At 42.6% G+C, this 25,114-nt stretch carries 23 protein-coding genes; 1 reads left to right on the forward strand and 22 read right to left on the reverse strand.

The genetic code is table 11. From position 1 onward, the window contains the following. Positions 1–52: 52 nt before the first annotated feature. The 4 genes from LI126_RS03110 to LI126_RS03125 are packed head-to-tail and all read right to left on the reverse strand — an operon-like array spanning position 53 to position 3,964. On the reverse strand, positions 53–1,369 hold the full coding sequence (locus tag LI126_RS03110; RefSeq protein ID WP_227164798.1) for an amidohydrolase: 1,317 nt from the start codon (positions 1,367–1,369) through the stop codon (positions 53–55). A 21-nt stretch (positions 1,370–1,390) separates the two neighbouring features. Further along, positions 1,391–2,239, reverse strand: coding sequence for a MetQ/NlpA family ABC transporter substrate-binding protein (locus tag LI126_RS03115; RefSeq protein WP_227164799.1), 849 nt, complete (start codon positions 2,237–2,239; stop codon positions 1,391–1,393). A 31-nt stretch (positions 2,240–2,270) separates the two neighbouring features. Beyond that, positions 2,271–2,939 carry a methionine ABC transporter permease gene (locus tag LI126_RS03120; RefSeq protein ID WP_020436418.1) on the reverse strand — a complete coding sequence of 223 codons (669 nt, stop codon included), beginning with the start codon at positions 2,937–2,939 and terminating at the stop codon, positions 2,271–2,273. Then, positions 2,939–3,964 (reverse strand): methionine ABC transporter ATP-binding protein, encoded by a 1,026-nt coding sequence (locus LI126_RS03125; RefSeq protein WP_227164800.1) that lies wholly within the window; start codon positions 3,962–3,964, stop codon positions 2,939–2,941. Before LI126_RS03125 ends, LI126_RS03120 begins: the two co-directional genes overlap by 1 nt. 391 nt (positions 3,965–4,355) lie before the next feature. On the opposite strand from LI126_RS03125, the gene LI126_RS03130 reads away from it, so the two are divergent. Continuing rightward, positions 4,356–5,216, forward strand: coding sequence for a class I SAM-dependent methyltransferase (locus tag LI126_RS03130; RefSeq protein ID WP_227164801.1), 861 nt, complete (start codon positions 4,356–4,358; stop codon positions 5,214–5,216). 188 nt (positions 5,217–5,404) lie between these two features. On the opposite strand, the gene LI126_RS03135 is transcribed toward LI126_RS03130, so the two are convergent. The 18 genes from LI126_RS03135 to LI126_RS03220 form a co-directional block, all read right to left on the reverse strand. After that, positions 5,405–6,445, reverse strand: coding sequence for a DnaJ C-terminal domain-containing protein (locus LI126_RS03135; protein ID WP_227164802.1), 1,041 nt, complete (start codon positions 6,443–6,445; stop codon positions 5,405–5,407). A gap of 181 nt (positions 6,446–6,626) precedes the next feature. Then, complete coding sequence (gene gatB, locus LI126_RS03140) at positions 6,627–8,060, reverse strand: Asp-tRNA(Asn)/Glu-tRNA(Gln) amidotransferase subunit GatB (RefSeq protein ID WP_020436415.1); 1,434 nt, start codon at positions 8,058–8,060, stop codon at positions 6,627–6,629. 2 nt (positions 8,061–8,062) lie between these two features. Beyond that, positions 8,063–9,553 carry an Asp-tRNA(Asn)/Glu-tRNA(Gln) amidotransferase subunit GatA gene (gene gatA, locus LI126_RS03145; protein WP_227164803.1) on the reverse strand — a complete coding sequence of 497 codons (1,491 nt, stop codon included), beginning with the start codon at positions 9,551–9,553 and terminating at the stop codon, positions 8,063–8,065. A 14-nt stretch (positions 9,554–9,567) separates the two neighbouring features. Continuing rightward, complete coding sequence (gene gatC, locus LI126_RS03150) at positions 9,568–9,861, reverse strand: Asp-tRNA(Asn)/Glu-tRNA(Gln) amidotransferase subunit GatC (protein ID WP_054751804.1); 294 nt, start codon at positions 9,859–9,861, stop codon at positions 9,568–9,570. Between the two features lie 76 nt (positions 9,862–9,937). Then, positions 9,938–11,164 (reverse strand): hypothetical protein, encoded by a 1,227-nt coding sequence (locus LI126_RS03155; protein ID WP_227164804.1) that lies wholly within the window; start codon positions 11,162–11,164, stop codon positions 9,938–9,940. A gap of 140 nt (positions 11,165–11,304) precedes the next feature. After that, positions 11,305–12,636 carry an aspartate--tRNA(Asn) ligase gene (gene aspS, locus LI126_RS03160; RefSeq protein ID WP_020436411.1) on the reverse strand — a complete coding sequence of 444 codons (1,332 nt, stop codon included), beginning with the start codon at positions 12,634–12,636 and terminating at the stop codon, positions 11,305–11,307. 461 nt (positions 12,637–13,097) lie between these two features. Next, positions 13,098–14,318: a S41 family peptidase gene (locus LI126_RS03165; RefSeq protein ID WP_227164805.1), complete on the reverse strand. Its 1,221-nt coding sequence runs from the start codon at positions 14,316–14,318 to the stop codon at positions 13,098–13,100. A gap of 121 nt (positions 14,319–14,439) precedes the next feature. Beyond that, positions 14,440–15,609: a murein hydrolase activator EnvC family protein gene (locus LI126_RS03170; protein WP_054751504.1), complete on the reverse strand. Its 1,170-nt coding sequence runs from the start codon at positions 15,607–15,609 to the stop codon at positions 14,440–14,442. Positions 15,610–15,621: 12 nt separating this feature from the next. Further along, entirely contained in the window at positions 15,622–16,575 is a 954-nt protein-coding gene (gene ftsX / locus LI126_RS03175; RefSeq protein WP_020436408.1) for a permease-like cell division protein FtsX, read from the reverse strand. Then, the gene (ftsE, locus tag LI126_RS03180; protein ID WP_015528337.1) at positions 16,565–17,251 is read right to left on the reverse strand and encodes a cell division ATP-binding protein FtsE; all 687 of its coding nucleotides are present in this window, start codon (positions 17,249–17,251) and stop codon (positions 16,565–16,567) included. Before ftsE ends, ftsX begins: the two co-directional genes overlap by 11 nt. A 36-nt stretch (positions 17,252–17,287) precedes the next feature. Beyond that, positions 17,288–18,379, reverse strand: a complete 1,092-nt coding sequence (locus tag LI126_RS03185; RefSeq protein WP_015528338.1) for a PucR family transcriptional regulator — start codon at positions 18,377–18,379, stop codon at positions 17,288–17,290. 235 nt (positions 18,380–18,614) lie between these two features. Then, positions 18,615–19,298 carry a WecB/TagA/CpsF family glycosyltransferase gene (locus tag LI126_RS03190; RefSeq protein ID WP_020436407.1) on the reverse strand — a complete coding sequence of 228 codons (684 nt, stop codon included), beginning with the start codon at positions 19,296–19,298 and terminating at the stop codon, positions 18,615–18,617. 133 nt (positions 19,299–19,431) lie between these two features. Beyond that, on the reverse strand, positions 19,432–19,656 hold the full coding sequence (locus tag LI126_RS03195) for a small, acid-soluble spore protein, alpha/beta type (protein WP_055157607.1): 225 nt from the start codon (positions 19,654–19,656) through the stop codon (positions 19,432–19,434). A 59-nt stretch (positions 19,657–19,715) separates the two neighbouring features. Next, positions 19,716–20,450, reverse strand: coding sequence for an NAD-dependent protein deacylase (locus tag LI126_RS03200; protein ID WP_227164806.1), 735 nt, complete (start codon positions 20,448–20,450; stop codon positions 19,716–19,718). A 347-nt stretch (positions 20,451–20,797) separates the two neighbouring features. Next, positions 20,798–21,301: a DUF6465 family protein gene (locus LI126_RS03205; RefSeq protein WP_055146210.1), complete on the reverse strand. Its 504-nt coding sequence runs from the start codon at positions 21,299–21,301 to the stop codon at positions 20,798–20,800. A 175-nt stretch (positions 21,302–21,476) separates the two neighbouring features. Beyond that, a complete protein-coding gene (locus LI126_RS03210) occupies positions 21,477–21,923 on the reverse strand; it encodes a MarR family winged helix-turn-helix transcriptional regulator (RefSeq protein WP_015528342.1) in 447 nt (148 codons plus the stop codon). A 126-nt stretch (positions 21,924–22,049) separates the two neighbouring features. Beyond that, positions 22,050–23,768: an acetyl-CoA carboxylase carboxyl transferase subunit gene (locus LI126_RS03215; RefSeq protein ID WP_055146213.1), complete on the reverse strand. Its 1,719-nt coding sequence runs from the start codon at positions 23,766–23,768 to the stop codon at positions 22,050–22,052. Then, positions 23,755–25,104: an acetyl-CoA carboxylase biotin carboxylase subunit gene (locus tag LI126_RS03220; protein ID WP_020436402.1), complete on the reverse strand. Its 1,350-nt coding sequence runs from the start codon at positions 25,102–25,104 to the stop codon at positions 23,755–23,757. Before LI126_RS03220 ends, LI126_RS03215 begins: the two co-directional genes overlap by 14 nt. Between the last annotated feature and the right edge of the window lie 10 nt (positions 25,105–25,114).

The following is a 25,114-nucleotide window of genomic DNA, read 5'->3' on the forward strand; positions in this document are numbered from 1 at the left end:
ATCATTAAAATAACTTTTAAATTATACCATAAAAGTGGGGAAATGTATAGAATTATTCCAATACTTCTTTCGAATCAAACTGATCCATAAACTCCGCATACTTTGCTGAATTTTCAAATACCGGCTTATAATTTTTAACAAGTTCTCTGCTTCTTGCTGCTTTTTCTTTCAAAAGTCCATAGGCTCCAAGTGCAAACATCTTCGCAGTGACAATATAAGCTTCTTCCTCATCCGTCACTTCAAATTCTACCTGATGGAGTCCACCCTTTACACCCCCTGTATTAAATGTATATACAGGCATTAAGTGCTGGACATCACCGACATCTGTAGATCCTCCCGTATGTCCTGAGGCCTCGATCACATTTGTTTCCGGTGCAGAAAGTTCTGCTGCTCTTTTTAATTCTGGGAGTGCTTCTTCCGCAAGTGTCGGAAGGTATCCCGGAAGTGTTGTGATTTCAACCTTCGCTCCCATTGCAGTAGCTCCTGCGTGAAAGGATCGGTCTGTTTTCTTCGCTGCATCTGTAAATGCCTCGATTGTTTTAGCTCTTACCAATGTCTCTACTACAACTTCATCAGGCACTACATTTACCAGGTTGCCACCCTTTGTAATGATCGGATGGACACGGACACAATCCTCATCACGGAATGTCTCCCGATTCAGACCGAGTGCCTGCAGACCAAGTGACGCCGCCGACAGAGCATTTACACCTTGTTCCGGTGTTCCTGCCGCATGGGCTGCCTTACCTAAACAACGGATCACTTTAGATACAAATCCATTTCCGGTTCCACTTCCTACTATGATGTCATCCCCCGGTGCAATGTGATGTGTAATACAAAGATCAATATCATCAAATGCGCCGATACGAAGCAGCTCACATTTTCCACCGCCATATTTTATTTTTCCCTGTGCACGCAGTTCATTTTTGAATCCAATTTCACCATACTCTTCCGCCGGTGTTGCAAAAAATACCACCTGTCCATCCAGTTTTTCCGCGATCTCCGGAACTGTAAGAGCCAGTGCCGCACCAAAGATTCCAGCCATCTGTGCATGATGTCCGCAGCAATGTGCCGCATCTGTCTCTGGATTCGCATGAGCATGCTCCGGAATCCTAAGTGCATCAAGTTCTCCAAGAAGTGCAAGGCTTGCTGTATCTTTCTTTTCTTCATTTAAATACGCTTTTGTTCCTGTAATTGCAAGTCCGGTTTCTGTGCGCAGACCTAATTCTTTCATCTTCTTTATGAATTTTTCTACTGTATTGAATTCTTTATATCCAAGTTCTCCATGATCGTATATATCTCTGGCAAATTCAATGATCTCATCTCTGTGCTGATCGATTGCTTCTAGGATTAATTTTTCTGTCTGATCCATTTTCATCACTGCCTTTCTTAATTATTGAAGCTCCTCCGGGATCCACCATAATCCATCATTGTTTTCTTTCATATACTGTTTGAATTCATCTGAATGGTATGCGTCCACGATTGCCTGTGCCCAATCTGCATCTTTGTTCTCTTCTTTTACAACAACCTGAAGTACAAGATAATCTGAAATATCTTCATTGGCCAGTGCTGTAGAAGCATCAATGCCTGCATTATATACAACACTTCCTGTGATTGCAATATAATCAAAATCAGATTCTGCTGCCGGAATTGTCATGCTGTTCATTTCTGTAAATTCAATATTATGTGGGTTCTCTACAATATCATCCTGTGTAACTGTGGATGGATCAGCATTCTCGTCAAGCTTGATCCAGCCGATTTTCTGAAGCATCAGATAGCAGCGTGCTGTGTTGGACGCATCATTTGGGACTGCAACCTTCGCACCATCCGGAATTTCATCTACAGAATCATATTTTTCTGAATAAACGCCTGCCGGAACAGTTGGAATCGGACTGATTGCAACCAGATCTGCGTTATAACTCTGATTGAAACTGTCCATGTATGCTGTATGCTGTTCTACATTGACATCTACATCTCCATCATTTAGTGCAACATCTGCTGTCTGAAGATCTGAAAGGTCAACAGCTTTCAGAGTATATCCTTCTTTTTCAAGAATTGGAACAATTGCATCTTCGAAAAGTTCTGTATATGGTCCCTGGGATTTTCCATAGACGATTTCCTTTTTCTCTGATGTATCCGCGTCACTTTTCTTCGTATCTCCTGAATCTGAATTTCCGCATGCCGCCAGGCTGAATGCTGTTGTTGCTACTAATAATCCTGCAATAATTTTCTTGATTTTCATAATATAATTCTCCTCGTTCTTTCTTAATCAATTATCTATGTTGTCTGAGTTTTCTTGAAATTGTATTTCCTGCAAGCTGAAGGATCTGTACAAATACAACCAGTACAACTACAGTAAAGATCATCAATGGTGTATTCATCCTCTGATATCCATAAGTCAGTGCCAGGTCTCCGACACCTCCTCCGCCTACATATCCAGCCATTGCTGATGCTCCAAGCAACCCGATCGTACCTGTTGTCAATGCGAGTACGATAGATCCAAGTGTTTCCGGAAGCAGAAAATACCGAATCGTCTGCCAGGTAGATGCCCCCATTGCTTCAGCCGCTTCCAGAATACCCGGATTAATCTCCAGTAAGCTATTTTCCATCAAGCGTGCAAGATATGGACTGATATAAATAACAAGCGGGACAAGTGATGCTGTACTTCCGATGGTCGTTCCAACAATTGCCCTTGTCAACGGCATGATCGCTACCAGTAAGATCACAAATGGAATACTTCTTACTATATTAATATAGATACTTACAATATTGTAAAGGATCAGATTCTCTATCAGTCCTCCCTTACGGCAAAGTACAAGGATCAGTGCCAAAATAATTCCTATGATTGTTCCAATAATCAGTGACCATGCAACCATATATAAGGTCTGTCCACCACTGGTCAGTAACTTTTCCAGTGATACTCCAAAATACTCTTGTTCCATTAAATCGCCTCCACTCTTTCTCTGATTACTCCATTCTCATCAATCTGTTTCTCAGCTTCTAACATTTTCTCTTCCGTTCCGATCAGCTGCAAAATGAACACACACATTACATTCTCCTGCAATTCCTGCACGGTTGCTCCTAGAATATTTACTACAATTCCATCCACATGACAGATATCTGAAATCACAGGTCGTTTTACACTGCTTCCGATAAACTTAAGCCTCTCTACCCGGAAATGTTCTTTCTGTTCTTTCACAAGACTTAGAATGCTTTCCGGAATCTGATCATTTACTACAGTCTGAACGAATCTTCTTGTAACAGGTGCCTGTGGCTTTCCGAATACATCAAGCACACTTCCGGCCTCTACTACTTGTCCGTTCTCCATAACTGCTACTTTATTACAGATCATCTGAACGACCTGCATCTGATGTGTGATCAGAAGGATTGTAACTCCCATCTCCCGGTTGATCTTCTTAAGCAGTTTCAGAATGGATTCTGTAGTTTGCGGATCCAGTGCACTTGTCGCCTCGTCACAGAGCAGAATGTCCGGTGTTGTTGTCAGTGCCCTTGCGATTCCCACTCTCTGTTTCTGTCCTCCCGAAAGCTGGCTTACATAAACATCTTTCTTATCTTCCAGTTCTACAAACCGGAGTACTTCTTTTACTTTCTTATCAATCTCTTCCTTTGGTGCCTTTTCAAGAATCAATGGCAATGCAATGTTGTGATACACTGTTTTTGATTCAAGAAGATTAAATTGCTGAAAAACCATTCCGATTTTTCTTCTAAGCTTGCGAAGCTGCGTTTTTTTCAGATTCCCAAGATTTTCTCCCTGGACTATAACATTTCCCGTATCCGGTGTCTCTAATCCATTTACCAACCGGATCAAAGTTGATTTACCTGCTCCGGAAAATCCGATAATTCCGTAGATGTCACCTTTCTCTACATGAATGCTGACATCCTGCAGCGCATGTACTGTACCGTATTTCCCGGAAAATGTTTTGTTTGCATGTTCTACTTTTATCATACTCATCACTCCATCTATCATTTGATGTAACTCTGTTACTTTTTCGCATCTCAGATTCGATAGGCGTATAATACATCTTATTAACCTACCTTGTCAATATGTTTTATATGTTTTCGGCGTTTTGTTTTTATATTCCTATGTGTTTAGTAGGTTTATAGTGCATTTTAACCAGTCCATTTATAAGAATGCTGTTCACACATCGTGTGAACAATACCGGCTGGCAACACTTGATTTCTGAATCTGAAAATTTTCATTGCATTACCATAGGACTTTCTATTATAATAGAAATGTTATAGACGATATAAAACGAAACAATTTCAAAAATGTATCGTTCTTTGAGATTGTCTCTGTATGATTACAAGTATTTTTTGTAGAAAGGATTAACTAATTCATGTGGATTGCAGATAATTGGAAAGATTACGAAATTCTTGACTGCTCAGGTGGCGAAAAGCTTGAGCGTTGGGGAAATTATCTTCTTGTCCGTCCGGACCCGCAGGTCATCTGGGATACTCCTAAGAAGAACCGCGGTTGGAAAGAGATGAACGGACATTATCACCGTAGCAAAAAGGGTGGCGGTGAATGGGAGTTTTTTAGTCTCCCACAGCAGTGGCAGATCCATTACGGTTCTCTCACATTTAATTTAAAACCATTTAGTTTCAAGCACACAGGACTCTTCCCTGAGCAGGCAACTAACTGGGACTGGTTCTCTGAGAAGATTAGGAATGCTGGACGTCCGGTCAAGGTGCTGAACCTTTTTGCTTATACCGGAGGTGCTACACTTGCAGCGGCAGCTGCCGGAGCGCAGGTTACTCATGTAGATGCATCTAAGGGTATGGTGACATGGGCAAAGGAGAATGCGGTTTCTTCCGGTCTGGGAGATGCACCGATCCGCTGGCTTGTCGATGACTGTGTGAAGTTCGTTGAGCGCGAGATTCGCCGTGGCAACACTTATGATGCAATCATTATGGATCCGCCGTCATATGGGCGTGGACCAAAAGGCGAGATCTGGAAGATTGAAGATATGATCCATCCACTCATCAAGCTTTGTACAAAGATTCTTTCCAAGGATGCACTGTTCTTCCTTGTGAATTCTTATACAACAGGACTTGCTCCTGCCGTACTTACCTACATGATCTCAACTGAATTAAAACCTTGGAACGGACATGTAGATTCTCAGGAGATCGGACTTCCTGTTACAGATTCAGGATTGGTTCTTCCATGTGGTGCTTCCGGTCGTTGGGAACGTAACTAGCAGAATCCCAATTATAATTCGTTTGTTACTGGCTTCAAATTTCTGAGTCAGTGGCTATAAATTGTACCTGTGCAAAACGTTACTGCTCACAGTAACTGCAAAACAGCTACAACAATATTCTAAACAGCAGAAAAGACCAGAGGTTCTTGTTTCAACTTGTGAAACAAGCCTCTGGTCTTTTCATTTATTTATGCTGTTCTTGAACTCCCCTGACAGATTTCTTCAAACTCTTTTAATTTCTGTCTTGCCTGCGGACTTAAGTTTCTTGGCACTTCAATCTGAATTGTCACATACTGATCTCCGTGAACGGATGAATCTTTCATCGAAACGATTCCCTTGCCTCTCAGACGGATCTTGGAACCTGACTGTGTTCCCTCTTTGATCTTGCACATAACATCTCCGTACAAGGTGTGTACCAATGTCTCTCCTCCGAATACAGCTGTCGTATATGGAACAGATACGGTTGTATACACATCCATGCCTTTCCGCTCATATCCAGGTTTCGGAGCAACTGTTACTTTCAACAGAAGATCTCCGGCTTCACCGCCACCGGTTCCCGGCATTCCCTTTCCTCTTAAACGGATCGACTTTCCGCTATCAATACCTGCCGGAATATGAACCTTCAGTGACTGTCCCGGTTGTCCCGGATTCTCCGGATTACTCAGGGTAATAACCTTATCTCCACCAAATGCAGCCTCATCAAATCCTACAGTGATACCTGCCTTGATATCAGAACCTTTTGATTTGAAGCTTTCTCCTCCAAATCCACCGGTAAATCCTGATGTCCTTCTGCTGCGTCCTGAAGCACTTCCTCCATGGAACATATTTCCGAAAATGTCATCAAACATATCATCCATGTCGCCACCTTCGAAATGATACTCCTGATATCCCCTTCCCGGTCCACCATAACTACGGTAAGTACCGCCTTTGAATCCGCCGTTTCCGCCGAATCCTCCAAAGCCACCTGTACCGGCATTTCCGTATCCGGAACCTGCAGCACCGCTCTGATCAAATGCAGCATGACCGAACTGGTCATACAGTTTCTTCTTCTCCGGATCACTCAGTACAGAGTACGCCTCCGTCACTTCTTTGAATTTCTTCTCCGCTTCTTTATCCCCAGGATTCGTGTCCGGATGATACTTCTTCGCCAGCTTACGATATGCTCTCTTTATTTCTTTATCCTCTGCGCCCTTTGACAGTCCAAGCACTTCATAATAATCTCGTTTCATTCTTTCCACATCCTTCCGAATCTCTTATTGTTTTGAACATATATAGTTTATTATTTCTCTGTGTTCTACTTGTAATATAGCAGACATTTTCCAGACTGTCAATATATCAATCTTAATTTCAATATTAGGTCAATAAATGTATCTGTTCCATTTACAGGAATCCTAACAGGCAAATCAAATTTTATTTTAACAACTCCCGCAGCACCTGGTTCACCATTCCTGGGTTTGCTTTCCCCTTCATGGCACGCATTGTCTGTCCAAGCAGTGCTCCGATTGCTTTCTCTTTACCGCCTTTGAAGTCTGCGACTGCCTGTGGGTTGTCTGCGATCACTTTAGCAGCTGTCTCACGGAGTGCACCTTCATCGTTCACCATCTTAAGCCCGTGTTCTTCGACATATTTCTCAGGATCTATATCCTCATGGAAAATCTGCTTGAATACATCTTTTGCCACAGAACTGTTAATGGTTCCTGCCTCCGCAAGATCAATTAATTTTGCCAGGTTCTCCGGAGAGAATGTTAAATCTTCCGGCTCCATTCCATTGTCTTTCATCAGACGGAAGGTCTCTCCGATCAGCCAGTTTGCAACTTTCTTCGGTTTCTCACAGATTGCTGTTGTTGCCTCAAAAAGATCGGCCATTTTCTTAGAACCTGTGATGATCTCTGCGTCATACTGCGGAATATCAAACTGTTCCTTGTAACGCTCCAGCTTCTCCGTACGAAGTTCTGGCTGCTGAGATTTGATTTTCTCGATCCATTCATCACTGATCACGATCGGAACAAGGTCTGGTTCCGGGAAATAACGATAATCCTGTGCATCCTCTTTGGAACGCATTGCATAAGAATGCTCTTTGTTGTCATCCCAGCGTCTTGTCTCCTGTACAACCTGTTTTCCTTCTTCGATCAACTCAATCTGTCTCTGACGCTCGCCTTCAATTGCATGTGCGATTGCCTTAAATGAGTTCAGATTCTTCATCTCTGTTCTTGTACCAAACTGATCGGATCCGACTTCACGGACAGACAGGTTGACATCAGCACGCATAGAACCTTCCTGAAGCTTACAATCTGATGCGCCTAAATACTGCACGATCATACGAAGCTTCTCAAGATAGGAAATAACTTCTTCTGCGGAACGCATATCCGGTTCAGATACGATCTCTACAAGTGGCACACCGCTTCGGTTATAATCGACAAGTGACGTATCGTCCCACTCATCATGAACCAGCTTACCTGCATCTTCTTCCATATGCATCTCGTGGATTCTTACTTTCTTCTTTCCTGAACCACTCTCGATCTCTACATATCCATCTCTGGCAATCGGGAGATACAGCTGGGAAATCTGATAGTTCTGTGGGTTATCTGGGTAGAAATAGTTTTTACGGTCAAATTTGCATACCTGTGTAATCTTACAGTTTGTTGCAAGACCAATCGCCATAGCATATTCTACGACTTGTTTATTCAACACCGGAAGCGATCCCGGCATACCGGTACATACCGGACAAGTATGTGTATTCGGTGCGCCACCGAATTCTGTGCTGCATCCACAGAAGATCTTTGTCTTTGTAGCCAGCTCAATATGCACTTCCAGTCCAATGACTGTTTCATACTGCTTTGCCATTGTTAACGCACCTCCTTTTCTGACATAAGACCGACATTTGCCGGTGTTTCATGCATCTTCTTTGTCGCACACTCATAGGTATATGCTGCACGGATCAAAGTTTTTTCTTCAAATACATTTCCAATCAGCTGCATACCGATTGGAAGTCCTTTGCTGTCTTTTCCAACCGGAACGCTCATTCCCGGAAGACCTGCAAGATTGACTGAGATTGTATAAATATCTCCCAAATACATCTTCATCGGATCACTTAAGCTCTTTCCAAGCTCCGGAGCAGTTGTCGGTGCTGCCGGTCCGAGAATGATGTCATAATTACGGAATGCACGGTCAAACTCTTTCTTGATTAAAGCTTTTGTTCTAAGTGCCTTCAGATAGTAAGCATCATAATATCCTGAACTTAAGACAAAAGATCCAAGCATGATTCTTCTCTTTACTTCAGGGCCAAATCCTTCTGAACGTGTTTTCTTGTACATGTTATGAAGTCCATCGTAATCTTTCGTACGATAACCATATTTCACACCATCAAAACGTTCCAGGTTAGAACTTGCCTCTGCATCTGCGATCGTATAATAAGCAGGGATTGCATATTTTACAAGTCGCAGATCAAACGCCTCAACAATCGCACCCTTTTCTTCGAGTACTTTTGCTGCCTTCATCACAGCATCATTTACTTCAGGATCCAGACCTTCTCCCATATAGTCTCTTGGGATTCCAATACGGAGTCCTTTCACATCATCGACAAGTGCTTCTGTGAAATCACAATCATCACGATCCATGGAAGTGCTGTCCTTCGGATCATGGGATGCAATTGTTTCAAGAATTGCCGCACAATCCGATACATCTTTCGCTACCGGTCCAATCTGATCTAAAGAAGATCCATATGCGATAAGTCCATATCGGGAAACGGTTCCATAAGTTGGTTTTAGTCCGACAACTCCACAGAAAGAACTCGGCTGACGAATGGATCCGCCGGTATCAGATCCAAGTGCATAATAACATTCGGATGCTGCCACTGCCGCACAGGAACCACCGGAAGAACCTCCCGGAACATGCGCTGTGTTGTGCGGATTGCGTGTCGGTCCGTAATAAGACGTCTCTGTTGTACTTCCCATGGCAAATTCATCCATATTTGTCTTACCAATGATAACCGCTCCTGCTTTTCTGAGGTTCTCAACTGCCTCTGCCGTATAGGTCGGTTTGAAGTTGGAAAGAATCTTTGAACTACATGTGGTAAGCTGTCCCTCGATACACATATTATCTTTTACTGCAACCGGAACTCCTGCAAGTGGACCTGTCAGTTCGCCCACATCTATTTTCTTCTGAATTTCCTCCGCTTGTGCATAAGCACCTTCTTCATCTATCGTCACAAAGCTATGAATCTCTGACTCCGCTTCTTTGATCTGTCCAATCACTGCATCGACTGCTTCTCGTACAGTTACTTCTTTTACTTTGATCTTCTCGCCCAGTTCAAGGGCTGTAAGTTTTAATAAATCCATCTGCTCTCACTCCCTTAACCAATTGTCTTCGGCACTTCAAAACTGTCCTCTTTACGAAGTGGTGCATTCGCAAGTGTTGCCTCTTTGTTATCGCCATTTGTCACCACATCTTCACGGAACACATTCTGTACCGGAAATACATGAGACATTGGTTCAATCCCTGTTGTATCAAGTTCATTTAATGTATCTATATAATCCAGCATCTGCTCCATGTCTTTTTTCGCTGCTTCTTTCTCTTCCTCTGAAAGTTCCAGCTTTGCAAGGATTCCTACATACTCGATTGTTTCATCGGATATTTTATTTGCCAATTTAATCATCCTTTCTTTCTACTCTGTCTTTGCTAATCCTGACAATTTCCAAAATCAGTATCATAAATTTCTCAGCTTATTGCGACCTATAGCGGTACATATCATAGAAACTGTCATAATTCTGGTTTTTTACTGAGCCGGACGGCGTCAGGATTAAGTCCCCATCATCCACTTCCAGCTCCGTTCCTTCCGGGAAAACTGCATTTCTATAAGATTCTGATCCATCTGTATCATAAAACCAGAGTCCATAATTTTCATAATTGAGATTTTCATTTTCCTTATCATAAAAATCACCAAGATAAATCTTGTAATGAAGCTCCGCCCAGTCGACTCCTGATGCCTCGGTCACATCATACCATCCTGCCGGGAAATCTGTTCCCGCCGTATAAGTGTTTCCGGCTTTCAATGTTACCTGTTCCGTCAGCGGATTTTCTTCCAGCTGCATCTGTTCCGTCTGTGCATTCTCAGAATGAAACTGGACAACCAGTCCTGTATCAATCTTCAGATGACCTCCTGTATACAGTCTCACATCATCCAGATAATCTCCTGCATCCGTATCTGACTCATCTTCACTAAAATAAGAATAGTAATAAATCGAATTCTCAGGATCATCCTGCTGCATGGAGCCTTCTCCTGAGACAAGCTCCACTTCATAAGTTCCTTCCGGGATCTGTGCTCCGATCTCATACTCCCCATATCCTAATACACAATCATAAGTTGCTCCTGTCTCAGAAAGTTCTCTCGTTGTATTCATATATGGATCATACTCAGAATCCACTTCGCTACCATCATCATTCCAGTCATAATCTGAGGAATGAAAATCATCCCCAAATGAGGAAATGAAATCACCAAAGGAACCTGCAATGCTTGCAAATGCTACGATTGCTACGATGATTCCCGCAAGAATTCCACTGATTTTCCTTGCCTTTTTCTGTTCCTCGTAAGATCCTGCATGAACCTTCCTTGCCGGATTAAATACCGTCGGCCCACCCAGCTGCATCTGCCCTGTCTGTGGGATTTCAATCCGCGGATTTTCTTTTTGCTGATATTCTGTCTGCGTTCTTTTCCGTCCGTTATGACTCTCACAGAGATGTCCCGCATCCTGCTTTTTCTCCCGTTTTTTTGTCTCTCCAGTCTCATTCTGTCGTTTCTGGGAATATGTCATTTTTTTCTTGCGGTCAAAGCTGCTCTCATTCAGCCTGTAATTCTTTTTCTCCAGCTTTGTGTTATCCAGCCCACAGGAACTGCAACGGCCATCAATTAATTTACCTCCGCAAAGATAACATTCTTTTTTCTTAAACATAAAGATCCTCCCTCGTTTCTACTCCTTAAGTTTCTGACCACAACATCCTGTGGGCAGTTCTCTTTCTCAGTTCAGACCTTCACATCCAACAGTTTTTTCGTTCAATCCAGGGGGATTGACCCGTTTTTTGTATTTTCTTCTTATGGTTCCAGACGACTTAAGTCTCTTGGGAATAATGTTGTTTCTCTTACATTGTCTTCGTTCATCATCTTCATTGTCAGACGTTCCATACCTATTCCAAGACCTCCGTGTGGTGGCATTCCATGCTTAAATGCACTTAAATACTGCTCCATGCCTTCATCTGTCATACCTCGCTTCTCCATCTTCGCAAGAAGTTCATGATAATCATGAATACGCTGTCCGCCGGTTGTGATCTCCATTCCTCTGAAAAGCAGGTCAAAACTGAGCGTGTAAGTCGGATCCTCCGGATCATCCATTGCATAGAATGGACGTTTCTTTGATGGGTAATGAGTAACGAATACAAAATCTGCATCCCATTCTTCCTTCGCATAACGGCTGATCAATGTCTCTTCCTCTGGTTCCAGGTCAAATGGGTTCTTGATCTTTCTGTCATACTTCTCGGATACCAGTCGTTTGATCTCGTCGAATCTTACTGCCGGAATATTATCTGTCTTCGGTACTTCAATATTCAGAATCTGAAGTTCTCTTGCATACTCTTTCTTCAACAGCTCCATCGTATACTGAAGAAATCCCGTTTCCATTGCCATGATATCTTCAAATCCATCAATATATCCCATCTCGAAATCAAGGCTTGTGTACTCATTCAGATGACGCTTTGTGTTGTGTTTCTCTGCACGGAATACTGGCGCTGTCTCAAAGACTCTGTCGAATACTCCGACCATCATCTGCTTATAGAACTGTGGACTCTGCTGAAGGATCGCCGGTCTGTGGAAATACTCCAGACGGAAAAGGTTCGCACCGCCCTCTGCACTCTTGGCACCGATTTTCGGAGTATGGATCTCTGTAAATCCTTCTTTATAAAGGAAATCACGGAACCCTCTTACGATTCCTTCCTGAATTCTGAACTTCGCACGCTCTCTGATATTTCTCAGAGAAATCGGTCTGTAGTTTAATTTTGCTTCCAGAGATGTGTTCAGCTTCCACTTTGCAATCGGAAGCGGCATTGGCTCTGCCGGCTCACTTAAGATCTTCAATTCACCAAGGCGAATCTCAATCCCATTCGGAGCTTTCGCAGACTCTACAAGCACACCTGTTACCTCTACTGTATCTGCTTCCTTCACATCTTTCAAGTCAAATTTGGAAATATCTTCTTCATATACACACTGAACAAGTCCTTCTCTTTTTCTGAGAATAATGAATGCAATTGTTCCCATATCACGGATCGTATGGATCGCACCATTTACTTTCACTTCGGTTCCAATTCTTCCCTCTTCGAGAAGTTCACTCAGTTCCAATGTTTCCTTCTTTTTTACACCTGTTACAAATTCCATAATTCTTCTCCTTTCAGATTCCAGCATCCCGGGAAGAAGCTTTCTAAATAAAAAAGCCCCGGGATACATCAGTATCCCGGGACGGAAATTACAATCATAATATCCGCGGTACCACCCGCATTGAATCTCAGTCTTCACATTTCAAATCTTATCCCTGTGTAAGCCAGATTCCACTCTTTGCATGTAACGTATGCTCCACGTGCTGCCCTACTTCATCTGTTCAGACAGCCAGCTCCCAAGTGTTCCCTTAATCCGCTCCGCTGTCCGGCGCTCTCAGTCGGTGACGCCAACTTCCTGTCAGTTTCTGTGAATCAGAGTCTTGTTCTTAGCCTTTTTCTGGTTCAGCACTTTAGTCTGCTAAAACTTGTTTCCAATATTAGCACATCATTTTTTGATTTTCAAGAGTTTTTATCTGAATTGTCACACATTTTAACATTTTATCAGAATGAGGCTTTTTCAACCTATCGGTTTTGTGTACTTTCAACAATTTCTTCCTGTACTGTGCTTAATGCCTGATCCAGCTGGTTATCCGCTTTGGGATTCTCTTCGTCATACTGATACTCCACCTCGACATCCGGCTCAACACCTTTCCCATTGATGCTTCTTCCATTTGGAGTATAATACTCTGCAATCGTCACTTTCAGACAGGTTCCATCTCCCAGATCCATCAATTGCTGCACAACACCTTTTCCATACGTTGTAACTCCGACAATCTTTGCTGTTCCATAATCCTGTACTGCACCGCTGAAGATTTCAGATGCGCTGGCACTGTACTGGTTTACAAGAACTGCCATTGGTTTCTTAAATTCATGAGTTCCGTCACAAGTGATTTCGTCTGTCTTTCCATTCTTGTCCTTTGTTGATACAATTGTACCTTCCGGAAGAAGCAGACGCAGCATATTTGTAACTGTATCAAGACTTCCGCCCGGGTTGTTTCTCAGGTCAACAATAAGACCCTGCATTCCCTGATTTTCAAGATCATCCAATGCTTCTTTGAACTGATCATAGGTTACTGTATCAAATTCAGACACTCTGATATATCCAATCTGATTCTCTTTCATCTCATACGAAACTGTCTTCACTTCGATCGTATCTCTTGTAGCAGTCAGTTCCAGCTCTTCTCCGTCTCTGAGAACTGTAATCTTTACCTCTGTTCCCTTTTCTCCTTTAATCCAGGACACCACCGTGTCAAGCTGCTCATCACCAACCTCGTGGTCATCGATTTTCTCCAGAATATCTCCTGCTTTCAGTCCTGCTTTCTCTGCCGGAGAGTCTTCATAGACATTTACAATTGTGGCATAGCCCGTATCCGCATCTTTTGTCAGCGTTGCACCCACACCTGAAAATGTTCCGCTTGTTGATTCCATCAGAGCTTTCGTCTCATCTTCATCATAATAAACAGTGTACTTATCTCCCAGTGCACTCGTATATCCGGAATAAATTCCTTCTGCCAGCTTATCTGTATCAATTTCATCTTCATACAGATAATATTTATCAATCAAAGCATTCAGCTTATTCAGTTTTTTTGATACCTCTTTTTCTGTCACTTTACCAGATGCATAACTGCCGGCTGTGTTCGTAATGACCCTGAATCCCACAAGGAGAAGCAGGCTGACAAGAACTGTTGCAAGAATTCCGGTAACAATCCCGGCTCCATATCCCTTTTTCTTTTTCTGTTCCATTGTCTGTCCCTTTCGCTGTTATTTAAAGAAAAGGACAAAGCAGAATCTTCCACTTTGTCCCCCTTTATTCTTTGAATCACTTTCATGTAAACATGAAAGGAAGATTTTGAATCCCTTTGTCTTACATATAATTATTTGGATTCACTGGTGTTCCGTTAAGCTCCACCTGGAAATGTAGATGTGCTCCGGTTGAATATCCTGTAGAACCAACATATCCGATCTGTTGTCCTTTTTCCACTCTCTGACCGGCACTCACACAAATTGAGCTGTGATGCATATACTTTGTCACCAATCCGTTTCCATGGCTTATAACAACCCAGTTTCCCGCACTGTTGCTCCAGCCTGCCGTAATGACTGTTCCGGCTGCTGCTGCATATGTAGGTGTTCCTGTCGGTGCGGCATAATCATTTCCTTTATGTGGTCTTGAATCGAAAGATCGAACCTCTCCAAAATAACTGGACTGATACGTCATTCCCGGACATGGATGTGTAAAATATCCACTTCCGCTCACCACGTTTCCGCTGGAAGCCGGTCTGGAACTACTGCTTCCGTTACTACTGCTTCCGCTATTGTTCTTCTTTGCCGCCGCAGCAGCTGCAGCAGCCGCCGCTGCCTGCTCTTCCTGAAGACGTTTTGCTGCTTCTGCTTTCGCCTTGAGGTCTGCAAGAAGGTTCGCATTATCTGTAATCTGATTCTGAATCTCCGCAATCTGTGCTTCCTTACTGCTGATCAGATTCTGCGCTTCCGTCTGCTGACTTACCAAGCTTGTCTGTAATGTATTCAGCTTCTCATACTCATCTTTAAGCTTTGCTTCCTTTTCTTCTACAACTTTCACCGTTTCCTGAAAAGCAACAAGCATATCTCTGTCATAGGAAGAAAGCTTTGATACATACTCCGCTTTATTGAGCAGATCACCAATATTGCTGCTGGACATCAGTATCTCAAGGAACTGGGTATTACCACCCTCATACATGAATTTGATTCTCTTCTTCATGCTGTTATACTGATCATCCTCATCAACCTTCGCCTGTACAAGCTCTTCCTCAGCTGTTGAAATTTCAGTTTCCTTGGCACTTAATTCTTCCTGCGTCTTGTTCATCTGGTCAATGATGGAATTAAGTTTCGCAGCAAGTGTATCTTTTTCAGCCTGAGCTGCACTCTTCTGTGATTGCAGCTCATCTGCTTTTTTCTGCGCTTCATCAATTGTCACAGCACCGGAAGTAATTGTCATTGACAGCATCATTCCGACTGACAGAACCAGTGCTGTCACCTTTCTCATCCGTCTTTTCATAGGTATCTCCTATTACACTCTTAAGTGCTTACGAACAGTGAAGTAACTTCCGAGGAATCCAATTCCAATTCCCATTGCAAGCCCGATTGGCAACAAATAGATATATACATTTCCAACCGGAAGGAATGTAATGATATTCTTCAGAATGCTAAACTTCTCCATAATATATACTACAGCCTTGTCATAAAGGAAATATAACAGAGCAAGCGGAATAACTGCACCGAATAATCCGATGATCAGACCTTCGATCACGAATGGTGATCTTACTACAAAGTCCTTCGCTCCGATATATTTCATGATTGCAATCTCTTCTTTTCTGACTGTAATACCTGTTGTTACCGTATTACTGATCAGGAAGATCGATACTCCGAGAAGAATTGCGATAATTGCAATTGAAACATATGCAACAAGCATATTCACACTGGAAAGTGTGTTCGCTACAACATCTGACTTATTGACCTGTCTGACTCCGTCCAGACTCTGTGCAAATTTAACCAGATCCTGCTGCGTAGCTGAAAGAGACTTACTCTTCGCGATCAGATCCTTATTATCACCTTTTACCGTCTTCATGTAGACTTCATAGTTATCCGAACCTGCCAGCGGGTTATCATCCTTAAAACCTTCTGCAAGTTCCGGGTTGTCTCCAAAATACTCTTTCTGGAATTCTGCCCATGCATCATCTGATGACACATACTTCACTTCTGAAACATCATCACGGGACTCAAGCTGTTCGCCAATCTCTTTCTTCTGTTCCTCTGTTGCGTCATCATTAAAGAAGACGGTGATCGCAACACCTTCTTCTGCACTTTTGATAATATACTGGAAGTTAACAAGTATCGAGAAAAACAATCCAAACAGGAAAATACATGCTGACATCGTCGCTATGGATGCGAGTGAAAACATCTTGTTTCTCCAGATATTCTTAACGCCCTGTTTTCCAACGTATCCAAATGTACTAATCCTCATTTATATACCCACCTTTTTTCTCATCACTGACGATTACGCCCTGCTTCATAGTAATGACGCGCTCGTTCATCTCGTTTACGATCTCCTGGTTATGTGTAACAACAAGTACTGTTGTTCCACGCTCATTCGCCTCTTTCAGCAGACTCATGATCTCCCATGAGTTTGTCGGGTCGAGGTTTCCTGTCGGCTCATCCGCCAGCAGAATGGCAGGTTCATTTACAATTGCTCTTGCAATCGCTACTCGCTGCTGCTCTCCACCTGAGAGTTCCTTTGGGAATGACTTGTATTTCTGTGCAAGTCCTACCAGTGACAGAGCTGCCGGTACCTTCTTCTTGATCACACGGGTCGGTGTCTCAGTCACGCGCAAAGCGAATGCAATATTCTCATAAATATTACGATCCTTCAGAAGACGGAAATCCTGGAACACAACTCCAAGTCCTCTTCTGTATTTAGCAATGTTTCTGTGTTTCATACGGTTCAAATTCTGGCCGTTGACGATAATTGTACCCTCGGTCGGATTCAACTCTTTCATGATCAATTTGATCAATGTAGACTTACCTGATCCACTGTCACCAACGATGAATACAAATTCTCCGCGCTCAATCTTCACGGAAACTCCATTCAAGGCTGCGTGACCTTTGGAATACTCCTTCGTCACATTCCTTAATTCAATCATATGTTCCTCCTAAAACTTATCTATACTCCTACGGTTCTAGTACTCTAATGTCTCCATATACTTCATATACTTTACTACCATTAAGGCAATCTTGAAAGTAATGGCATCCTCAAACACACGCAGATCCAGACCGGTACTCTTCTGAAGCTTATCCAGTCTGTATACCAGTGTATTTCTGTGGATATAGAGCTGTCTGGATGTCTCTGATACATTAAGGCTGTTCTCAAAGAACTTATTGATCGTTGTCAATGTCTCTTCATCAAAGTCATCCGGAGATTTTGCTTCGAAAATCTCTTTAATAAACATCTTACAAAGTGGCAGCGGCAGCTGATAGATCAGACGACCGATTCCAAGTGTTGTATAAGCAACGATATCCTTCTCATCAAAGAAAATCTTACCTACATCAAGTGCAAGCTTCGCCTCTTTGTATGACTTGGATACTTCCTTGATATCACTTACGATGGTTCCGTATGCAATATGGATCTGCTCGTCGCCTCCCTCTGCCTGGAGCGTATCCAGCATCTCTTTCGCCATCTTCTCAAGTTCCTTATTGCCGTCCTTATCTGAGAGTTCTTTCACAACAATAATATTCTTCTCATCAACAGCTGTGATAAAGTCTCTTGACTTTCCTCCCAGAAGATTTCTCACATTATCAAGTGCAGCACTGTCTTTCTCGTGCGATGTTTCAATAATAAAGATAACACGTTTTACTTCTGTGTCAATATGTAATTTCTTTGCACGATTGTAAATATCAACCAAAAGAAGGTTGTCTAAAAGAAGATTTTTGATAAAGTTATCTTTGTCAAAACGCTCCTTATAGGCTACAAGCAGACTCTGGATCTGAAATGCCGCAATCTTACCGAGCATATACACATCTTCTGTCTCGCCATCTGCAAGCAAAACATATTCCAAACGCTGTTCGTCAAAGATCTTAAAGAACTGGCATCCCTGGATCACCTGGCTGTCTGCCGGGGATTCAACAAAAGAAAGAACCGCTTCCCCACAATCTTTTGCCATATCAAATGTTGCTGCAAGTTCCTTGCCTTCTGTGTCGAGTACACAGAAATCAACCCTTGATATTCCCTTTAATCCTTCAATAGTGTTTTGAAGTATCTGATTCGAAATCATCCTTTTTTCCTCCACTCTGTACGATGTATTGCTGATTACAGCAAACTGTAAGTAGTAACACGCATGTGCATATTCCACAATTTTTTTGTATGCATTATTTATCCGTACACATACCCTTATATTATATTAAGGCAAAACAGCAAAAAAAGAAAGAGGAAATCCATCTTTTTTATGCATTTCTTAGTCGAATCTATGAAATATTCACATTTTTATCTTTTAGCATTCTTCACAAAGACTAATTCTGCTTCTCTACTTTATAGCGAAATACTTTCTTTACTAACATTCTCTTTATCCGGCTTGTCATCTTTCTGTCGTCAAAGCTGCGCATCAGAACTGATCCACAGCCAATCCAGACTCTTGTGTCGATCAATGCCCGGTTCTGTTCAATAAAATCTTCCTGCGCCGGCGATGGAAGGACTGATAAAATACAATCTGCCTCTGAGCCATTGACTGCATTCACTATTCCATGGATCCTGTCTGCATCTGTCAACTCTCCGTCTTCCAGATGGATCACGGCATCTCCTACCACACGGATTCCCTGATTATACCTTGCAAGAGCTTCCTCTGCTTTTACCAGTTCCTCCTGACTGGCTGCCAGAAGATAGATCTTATGATGGTTCTTCTGTAAATATTTCAAAAACATTCTTAAGAATAATTTATTATCCGTCTCACGCAGCAATCTTGCATCATCCGTTTTCGCTGCCTCAAGAATCTCTACACTTCCCGGAAGGACAAGATCCTGCATTGAAACCTTTTTTTTCCACTCCGGATTTTCATGTTCTTTCATCAGAGATTCCATCGATACAAGTTCAATGGTATTGACGGAATCGCCTTTCATGAATCCGATTGCCTGCATCATTGCTTCTTTTGCCTTGATGCAGGAAATCTCCACATCAAATATTGAAATTTTTTCTGTCATTTATGCCACCAAAGTTATCACTTTCCAAAAGCTCTGCGAATTCTAACGCAAAATAATTTCTCCCCATTCTGTCTATTTTACCAAATTTATCCTGATTTGTCAAAAGCTGTGTCATTCAAAATTTTACTTTTGTTTATCTTTCATCATTTTTATCCGCAATTTTTGTCTGTTTTTTTATCTCTCGTCTTCTTCCGGTGACCATTCCGCCAATTCGTCCTGTCTCTTTTGATGTTAATGACTTCCACCCATCCTGCATCACGCGATCTAAAAGGCCTAATTCTTCTGCTATCTCATACTTCAGTTTTTCTTCCGGTTCAAGTTCTGTAAGATTGATTGTCTTTTCCTTTTTTCTTCCCATACTTCTTATTGCTGCATACAGCATCCTCCTTTTCAGAAGTATTTACAGGAAAAGAAATTTTATTCGCCACTTACATGAATCGCACCAAGAACCTCTCCGATCGAAGCCGATATTACAAGCTCTGCCCGGACAGTTCTGGCTGTTTCTGATTTATTAATCACAACAAGGTGTTTTCCGTGAAAATAATCAATAAAACCGGCTGCCGGATAAACAACAAGGGAAGTACCTCCGATGATCAGCATGTCGGCTGATGAAATTGCTTCGACTGCCCCTTGGATCGTCTTCTGGTCAAGTCCCTCTTCATAAAGTACTACGTCCGGCTTAATCATCCCGCCGCAGCTGCATCTCGGAATTCCTTCTGAATTCTTCACATATTCCGCATCATAGAACTTCCCACATTTCATACAGTAATTTCTGTGGATGCTTCCATGAAGTTCATAGACTTTTCTGCTTCCTGCCGCCTGATGCAGTCCATCAATATTCTGTGTCACAACAGCCTGCAATTTTCCGGCCTGCTCCAATTCTGCCAGTTTCAGATGGGCAGCATTTGGCTTCGCATCCAAAATCATCATCTTCTCTTTATAAAACTCATAGAATGCTTCCGGATATTTCATAAAAAAGCTATGACTGACCACCTGTTCCGGTGAATACTTATATTTCTGATGATAAATTCCTGTTGCACTTCGAAAATCCGGAATATTACTTTCTGTTGATACACCGGCTCCTCCGAAAAACACGATCCGGTTACTCTCATCAATCATTGCCTGCAGCTGCTCAATCTCTTTCTCGTACATCTTGCATACTCCTTTCTCAAACCACACTTGCCAGATTCCTGTCACCTTAAGGCACACTGCCTTCTGCACCGGCGAAATGTTTACAAGGACTTTCCTAATATAGAACAAAGAATGTGCAAAGGCACATTCTTGCGCCTGCGGCGGTCGCTTGCGACACCTACCTTGTACGCCGCAGTGCGCATCCTTAGCGGAGCGTTTTTAATATATTAGGAAAGCACTTTCCTAATATATTAAAAAGACAGGTCCGTCCTTCACCTGCATTCAGCTGTGTCTGACTCCCTGTCTTTTCTTAAGTAAACCTGTTCCCGGTACGTCCGGAAAGCGATCTTATATCTTTTATTTATATCTTACAGATCGATTTTTCCTGTTGTATCTCCATTAACAACATAATATGCTGCTGACTCTTCCGGTTTCAGATAAATCTTAACATCTTTCATGTCTCCGACTTTATTCTTCAAATCCTTTGTCCATACATCTTTGACTTTCTTAAGAATCTCTTTCTCTGTATACTCTTTACCAGAGAACTGAAGGAAGAATTCTGTCTTCAGATCAGCTTTCTTTGTAGTCTTAGTTGCTGTCTTCTTAGCTGCTGCTTTCTTTACAGTCTTTACAGCCTTTTCAGCTGTATCTTCTGCTTTTGCTGCAACCTTCTTAGCTGCCTTCTTCACTGTCTCTTTCACTTCTTCTGCCTGAACTTCTGGTGTATCTACCAGCACTGCTGCCTTTGTTTCAAGTTTCTTTGTTGTGTCTTTCTTTGTCTCGATTGCTTTCGCAGCTGCTGTCTCTTTCTTCTCTGCCTTTACTGTTGCTGTTTCAGCTTTTGTTGTTGAAGATGTCTTCTTTGTTACCATACTTGTTTCCCTCCTAAAATATACACCCAAGTATATTGGCACTACCTCATTACAATGTTATTCTTAACGCGAAATAATAACAAGAACTTTTGTCCGTAATGATAAATTATTCACGATACAGATTATTGTAACTCATTTTTGACAAAACGTCAAATTTTCCTTGATAATTATCATTTTATTCCTCTGAAGAATATCCCCTGAAAAATTCTGAAAGTCCGTCCAATGTCTTCATAAGAACCGGAATCTCTTTTTCATCCAGTCTGTTCAGCACAGCATTTGTCATCTCCCTGTGAAACTCCTCGTGATGATAGTAAGCCTTCTCCCCTTTTTCTGTCAGCCAGATATACACCACTCTTCGATCCTCTTCACCGCGGGCACGCATTACATACTTCTTGTTTACCAGCCCATTCACCGCTGTGGTCAGAGACCCTGCCGTAATCTTCATCTTCTTTGCCACTACAGACATCGTTGTCTTTCCTGAAACACCGATTGCTTCTATTATATGCATATCGTTGTTTGTGATGTCTTTAAACTCCTCTGTAATGATTGCCTTTTTCTCCAGCTCCCAGATTTCATTAAATAAATGTACCAGAATGTCATTGATGGTATTATACGCATCCATCTTTTTTCCTCCTCGTCTTCTACTGTTCTCTGATCTCTTCAAACAGCTCTTCTCTATTGAATCTTCCGGGATCACTTTCATTCTGGTCTGCTATCTTAATTCAGACAATACCATGTTTTCTATCTCTTACATTCGACGAAATCTGTCGTATCTTCTATCTGTCAGTTGTTTTTCTGAAAGGCTTCCATATTGTTCAAGGAAATGTTCCATCTTCTCTTCCAGTTCACAGAGCACAGGAACCATCGTATCTTCCCGGTACACTTCAGGCTCGCAAATTATTTCTTCGATCACCTTAAGTTCCTTAAGATCTGCTGCTGTCAGACGCATCACTCCTGCCGCCTCTGACGCTCTCTTGCTGTCTTTCCACAAAATGCTTGCAAACCCTTCCGGTGAAAGTACTGAATACACTGCATTCTCCATCATCCACACTTCATCTGCAACTGCAAGTGCAAGCGCACCGCCGCTTCCACCTTCTCCGATTACAATTGAAAGAACCGGCACTTTCAAAGCTGACATCTCATACAGATTCCGGGCAATTGCCTCACCCTGTCCACGCTCTTCTGCCTCCATTCCGCAGAAAGCCCCCGGAGTATCTACAAAACAGATGACCGGACGCTGGAACTTCTCTGCCTGTTTCATCAGACGCAGTGCTTTTCTGTAACCTTCCGGAGACGGCATTGCAAAATTCCGTTCCAGATTCTCTTTCGTTGTCTTTCCTTTGCACTGGGCGATCACAGTAACTGCTTTTCCATGAAAATACGCAATTCCTCCTACTACTGCCGGATCATCCTTATAATATCTGTCTCCATGTAATTCTACAAAATCTGTAAACAATCTGTCAATATAATCCTTACCGACCGGGCGTTCTTTTTCCCTGGATTTCAGAACACGCTCCCAGGCTGACACATTTTCTTTTACTGCAGATATGTTTTTTCTGTTCTCTTTTTTCTTTTCCGGACATTCTTCTTTCTTTTCATCTGTAAACGTATGCATTTTCAGAATCTGCCCCAGTACTTCCTTCATCTCATCCCTGGTTACGATCTGATCAACAAATCCATGCTCAAGAAGGAATTCAGCTCTCTGGAATCCTTCCGGCAATTTCTGTCCGATCGTCTGCTCGATCACACGCGGACCGGCGAATCCGATCAGTGCTCCCGGTTCTGCAAGAATGATATCTCCAAGCATAGCAAAGCTTGCTGTGACACCTCCCGTAGTTGGATCAGTCAATACCGGAATATAAAGAAGGCCTGCATCACTGTGGCGTTTCAGTGCTGCTGAAGTCTTTGCCATCTGCATCAGGGAAATGATTCCCTCCTGCATACGTGCGCCTCCGGAACAGGTAAAAAGAACAACAGGAAGCCTCTCCTCTGTTGCACGCTCGACTGCACGGGTAATCTTTTCTCCTACCGCATGTCCCATACTGGCCATCATAAATCTTCCGTCACAGACCCCGATCACAACCGGATATCCACAGATTGTTGCTTTTCCTGTAACAACCGCTTCATCAAGTCCTGTCTTTACTCTTAAAGCTTCGACTTTTTCTGTATACCCCCGGAAATCCAACGGATTCTCCGGTCTTTCCCCTTCATCGATCTTTGCATCCCATTCTTCAAAAGAGCCTGCGTCTGTCACAAGCTCAATTCTCTTATATGCCGGAATACGAAAGTATCCATGACATTTAGGACAAATATATTTTCCGTTGATTACTTCATCTGTCAAGATTGCCGCACCGCATTTATTACATTTTTTCAAGATTCCTTCCGGTGCTTCCGGCTTTCTTCTGTTTCGTGAATGAATCGAAGTGATCTTCTCTCCGGTCTTTTTAAACATATTATGCAGTCTCATTCATCATTCCTCCGATAAACTCCACATCAATATCTCCAGATATGAATTTTTTATGATTCAAAATCTCATACTGATAATCAATATTTGTATCCACACCTTCAATAATAACTTCGCCAAGTGCGCTTCTCATTTTACGGATAGCCTCTTCTCTGTCGTCAGCATGTACGATCAGTTTTGCAAGCATGGAATCATAATAAGGCGGAACTTCATATCCTGTGTAAATCGCACTGTCTACACGTACGCCTTCACCACCCGGGAAATGTACATCTGTGATTTTTCCAGGAGACGGGCGGAAATTCTTTTCCGGGTTCTCTGCATTGATCCTACATTCGATCGCGTGACCTGTGATCTTGATGTCTTTCTGCTGAAGTTTTAGTCTCTGTCCGTCTGCAATCTTAATCTGCTCTTTGATCAGATCGATTCCTGTCACCCATTCTGTCACCGGATGTTCTACCTGGATTCTTGTATTCATTTCCATAAAGTAAAAGGCTCCACTCTTTTCTAAGAGAAATTCAATCGTTCCGGCATTCGTATAATGAGCTGCCTTCGCCGCTTTCACAGCCGCTTCTCCCATCTTCTGTCTCAATTCCGGTGTCAGTGCTTCTGACGGAGATTCCTCGATCATCTTCTGATGATTTCTCTGAATGGAACAGTCTCTTTCTCCAAGATGGACCACATTTCCATACTTATCTGCAAGAATCTGAAATTCTATATGACGCGGATGTTCTACAAAATGTTCCAGATACATTGTTCCGTCTCCGAATGCCATCTGCGCTTCTTTCTGTGCTGTCTGGAAACTTGCCTGGAACTCGTCCGGTGTCTGTGCGACACGCATTCCTTTTCCTCCACCGCCAAGTGCTGCCTTAACGATGATTGGATAACCAATCTCACCAGCGATCTTCTCGCCTTCTTCTACGGTATAGACAGGCTCCTTGCTTCCCGGAATAACCGGAACACCTGCTTCCACCATCGTATTTCTTGCAACGGATTTATTTCCAAGAGCACTGATCACCTTTGAATCCGGTCCGATATATGTGATCTTGCACTGTTCACACAGTTCTGCAAATTTGCTGTTTTCAGAAAGGAATCCAAATCCCGGATGGATTGCATCTGCGCCGGACACAAGTGTTGCACTGATGATATTCTGCATATTCAGATAACTTTCTGCGGATGGAGCAGGACCTATACAGACTGCTTCATCTGCGAGCTGGGTATGCAGCGCATCTTTATCTGCCTCAGAGTAAACAGCAACCGTACGGATTCCCATTTCTCTGCAGGCGCGGATCACCCGGACTGCAATCTCCCCTCTGTTCGCAATTAAAATCTTCTCTATCATTTCTTCTGCT

Source organism: Mediterraneibacter sp. 210702-DFI.5.30, from assembly GCF_020560115.1.
GTDB classification, from domain to species: domain Bacteria; phylum Bacillota; class Clostridia; order Lachnospirales; family Lachnospiraceae; genus Mediterraneibacter; species Mediterraneibacter faecis.

Excerpts from the sequence above, each read along its gene's own strand:
- LI126_RS03110 (WP_227164798.1), bottom strand. The coding sequence starts at position 1,369 with ATGGATCAGACAGAAAAATTAATCCTAGAAGCAATCGATCAGCACAGA.
- LI126_RS03115 (WP_227164799.1), bottom strand. The coding sequence starts at position 2,239 with ATGAAAATCAAGAAAATTATTGCAGGATTATTAGTAGCAACAACAGCA.
- LI126_RS03120 (WP_020436418.1), bottom strand. The coding sequence starts at position 2,939 with ATGGAACAAGAGTATTTTGGAGTATCACTGGAAAAGTTACTGACCAGT.
- LI126_RS03125 (WP_227164800.1), bottom strand. The coding sequence starts at position 3,964 with ATGATAAAAGTAGAACATGCAAACAAAACATTTTCCGGGAAATACGGT.
- LI126_RS03130 (WP_227164801.1), top strand. The coding sequence starts at position 4,356 with ATGTGGATTGCAGATAATTGGAAAGATTACGAAATTCTTGACTGCTCA.
- LI126_RS03135 (WP_227164802.1), bottom strand. The coding sequence starts at position 6,445 with ATGAAACGAGATTATTATGAAGTGCTTGGACTGTCAAAGGGCGCAGAG.
- gatB (WP_020436415.1), bottom strand. The coding sequence starts at position 8,060 with ATGGCAAAGCAGTATGAAACAGTCATTGGACTGGAAGTGCATATTGAG.
- gatA (WP_227164803.1), bottom strand. The coding sequence starts at position 9,553 with ATGGATTTATTAAAACTTACAGCCCTTGAACTGGGCGAGAAGATCAAA.
- LI126_RS03155 (WP_227164804.1), bottom strand. The coding sequence starts at position 11,164 with ATGTTTAAGAAAAAAGAATGTTATCTTTGCGGAGGTAAATTAATTGAT.
- aspS (WP_020436411.1), bottom strand. The coding sequence starts at position 12,636 with ATGGAATTTGTAACAGGTGTAAAAAAGAAGGAAACATTGGAACTGAGT.
- LI126_RS03165 (WP_227164805.1), bottom strand. The coding sequence starts at position 14,318 with ATGGAACAGAAAAAGAAAAAGGGATATGGAGCCGGGATTGTTACCGGA.
- LI126_RS03170 (WP_054751504.1), bottom strand. The coding sequence starts at position 15,609 with ATGAAAAGACGGATGAGAAAGGTGACAGCACTGGTTCTGTCAGTCGGA.
- ftsX (WP_020436408.1), bottom strand. The coding sequence starts at position 16,575 with ATGAGGATTAGTACATTTGGATACGTTGGAAAACAGGGCGTTAAGAAT.
- ftsE (WP_015528337.1), bottom strand. The coding sequence starts at position 17,251 with ATGATTGAATTAAGGAATGTGACGAAGGAGTATTCCAAAGGTCACGCA.
- LI126_RS03185 (WP_015528338.1), bottom strand. The coding sequence starts at position 18,379 with ATGATTTCGAATCAGATACTTCAAAACACTATTGAAGGATTAAAGGGA.
- LI126_RS03190 (WP_020436407.1), bottom strand. The coding sequence starts at position 19,298 with ATGACAGAAAAAATTTCAATATTTGATGTGGAGATTTCCTGCATCAAG.
- LI126_RS03195 (WP_055157607.1), bottom strand. The coding sequence starts at position 19,656 with ATGGGAAGAAAAAAGGAAAAGACAATCAATCTTACAGAACTTGAACCG.
- LI126_RS03200 (WP_227164806.1), bottom strand. The coding sequence starts at position 20,450 with ATGTACGAGAAAGAGATTGAGCAGCTGCAGGCAATGATTGATGAGAGT.
- LI126_RS03205 (WP_055146210.1), bottom strand. The coding sequence starts at position 21,301 with ATGGTAACAAAGAAGACATCTTCAACAACAAAAGCTGAAACAGCAACA.
- LI126_RS03210 (WP_015528342.1), bottom strand. The coding sequence starts at position 21,923 with ATGGATGCGTATAATACCATCAATGACATTCTGGTACATTTATTTAAT.
- LI126_RS03215 (WP_055146213.1), bottom strand. The coding sequence starts at position 23,768 with ATGAGACTGCATAATATGTTTAAAAAGACCGGAGAGAAGATCACTTCG.
- LI126_RS03220 (WP_020436402.1), bottom strand. The coding sequence starts at position 25,104 with ATGATAGAGAAGATTTTAATTGCGAACAGAGGGGAGATTGCAGTCCGG.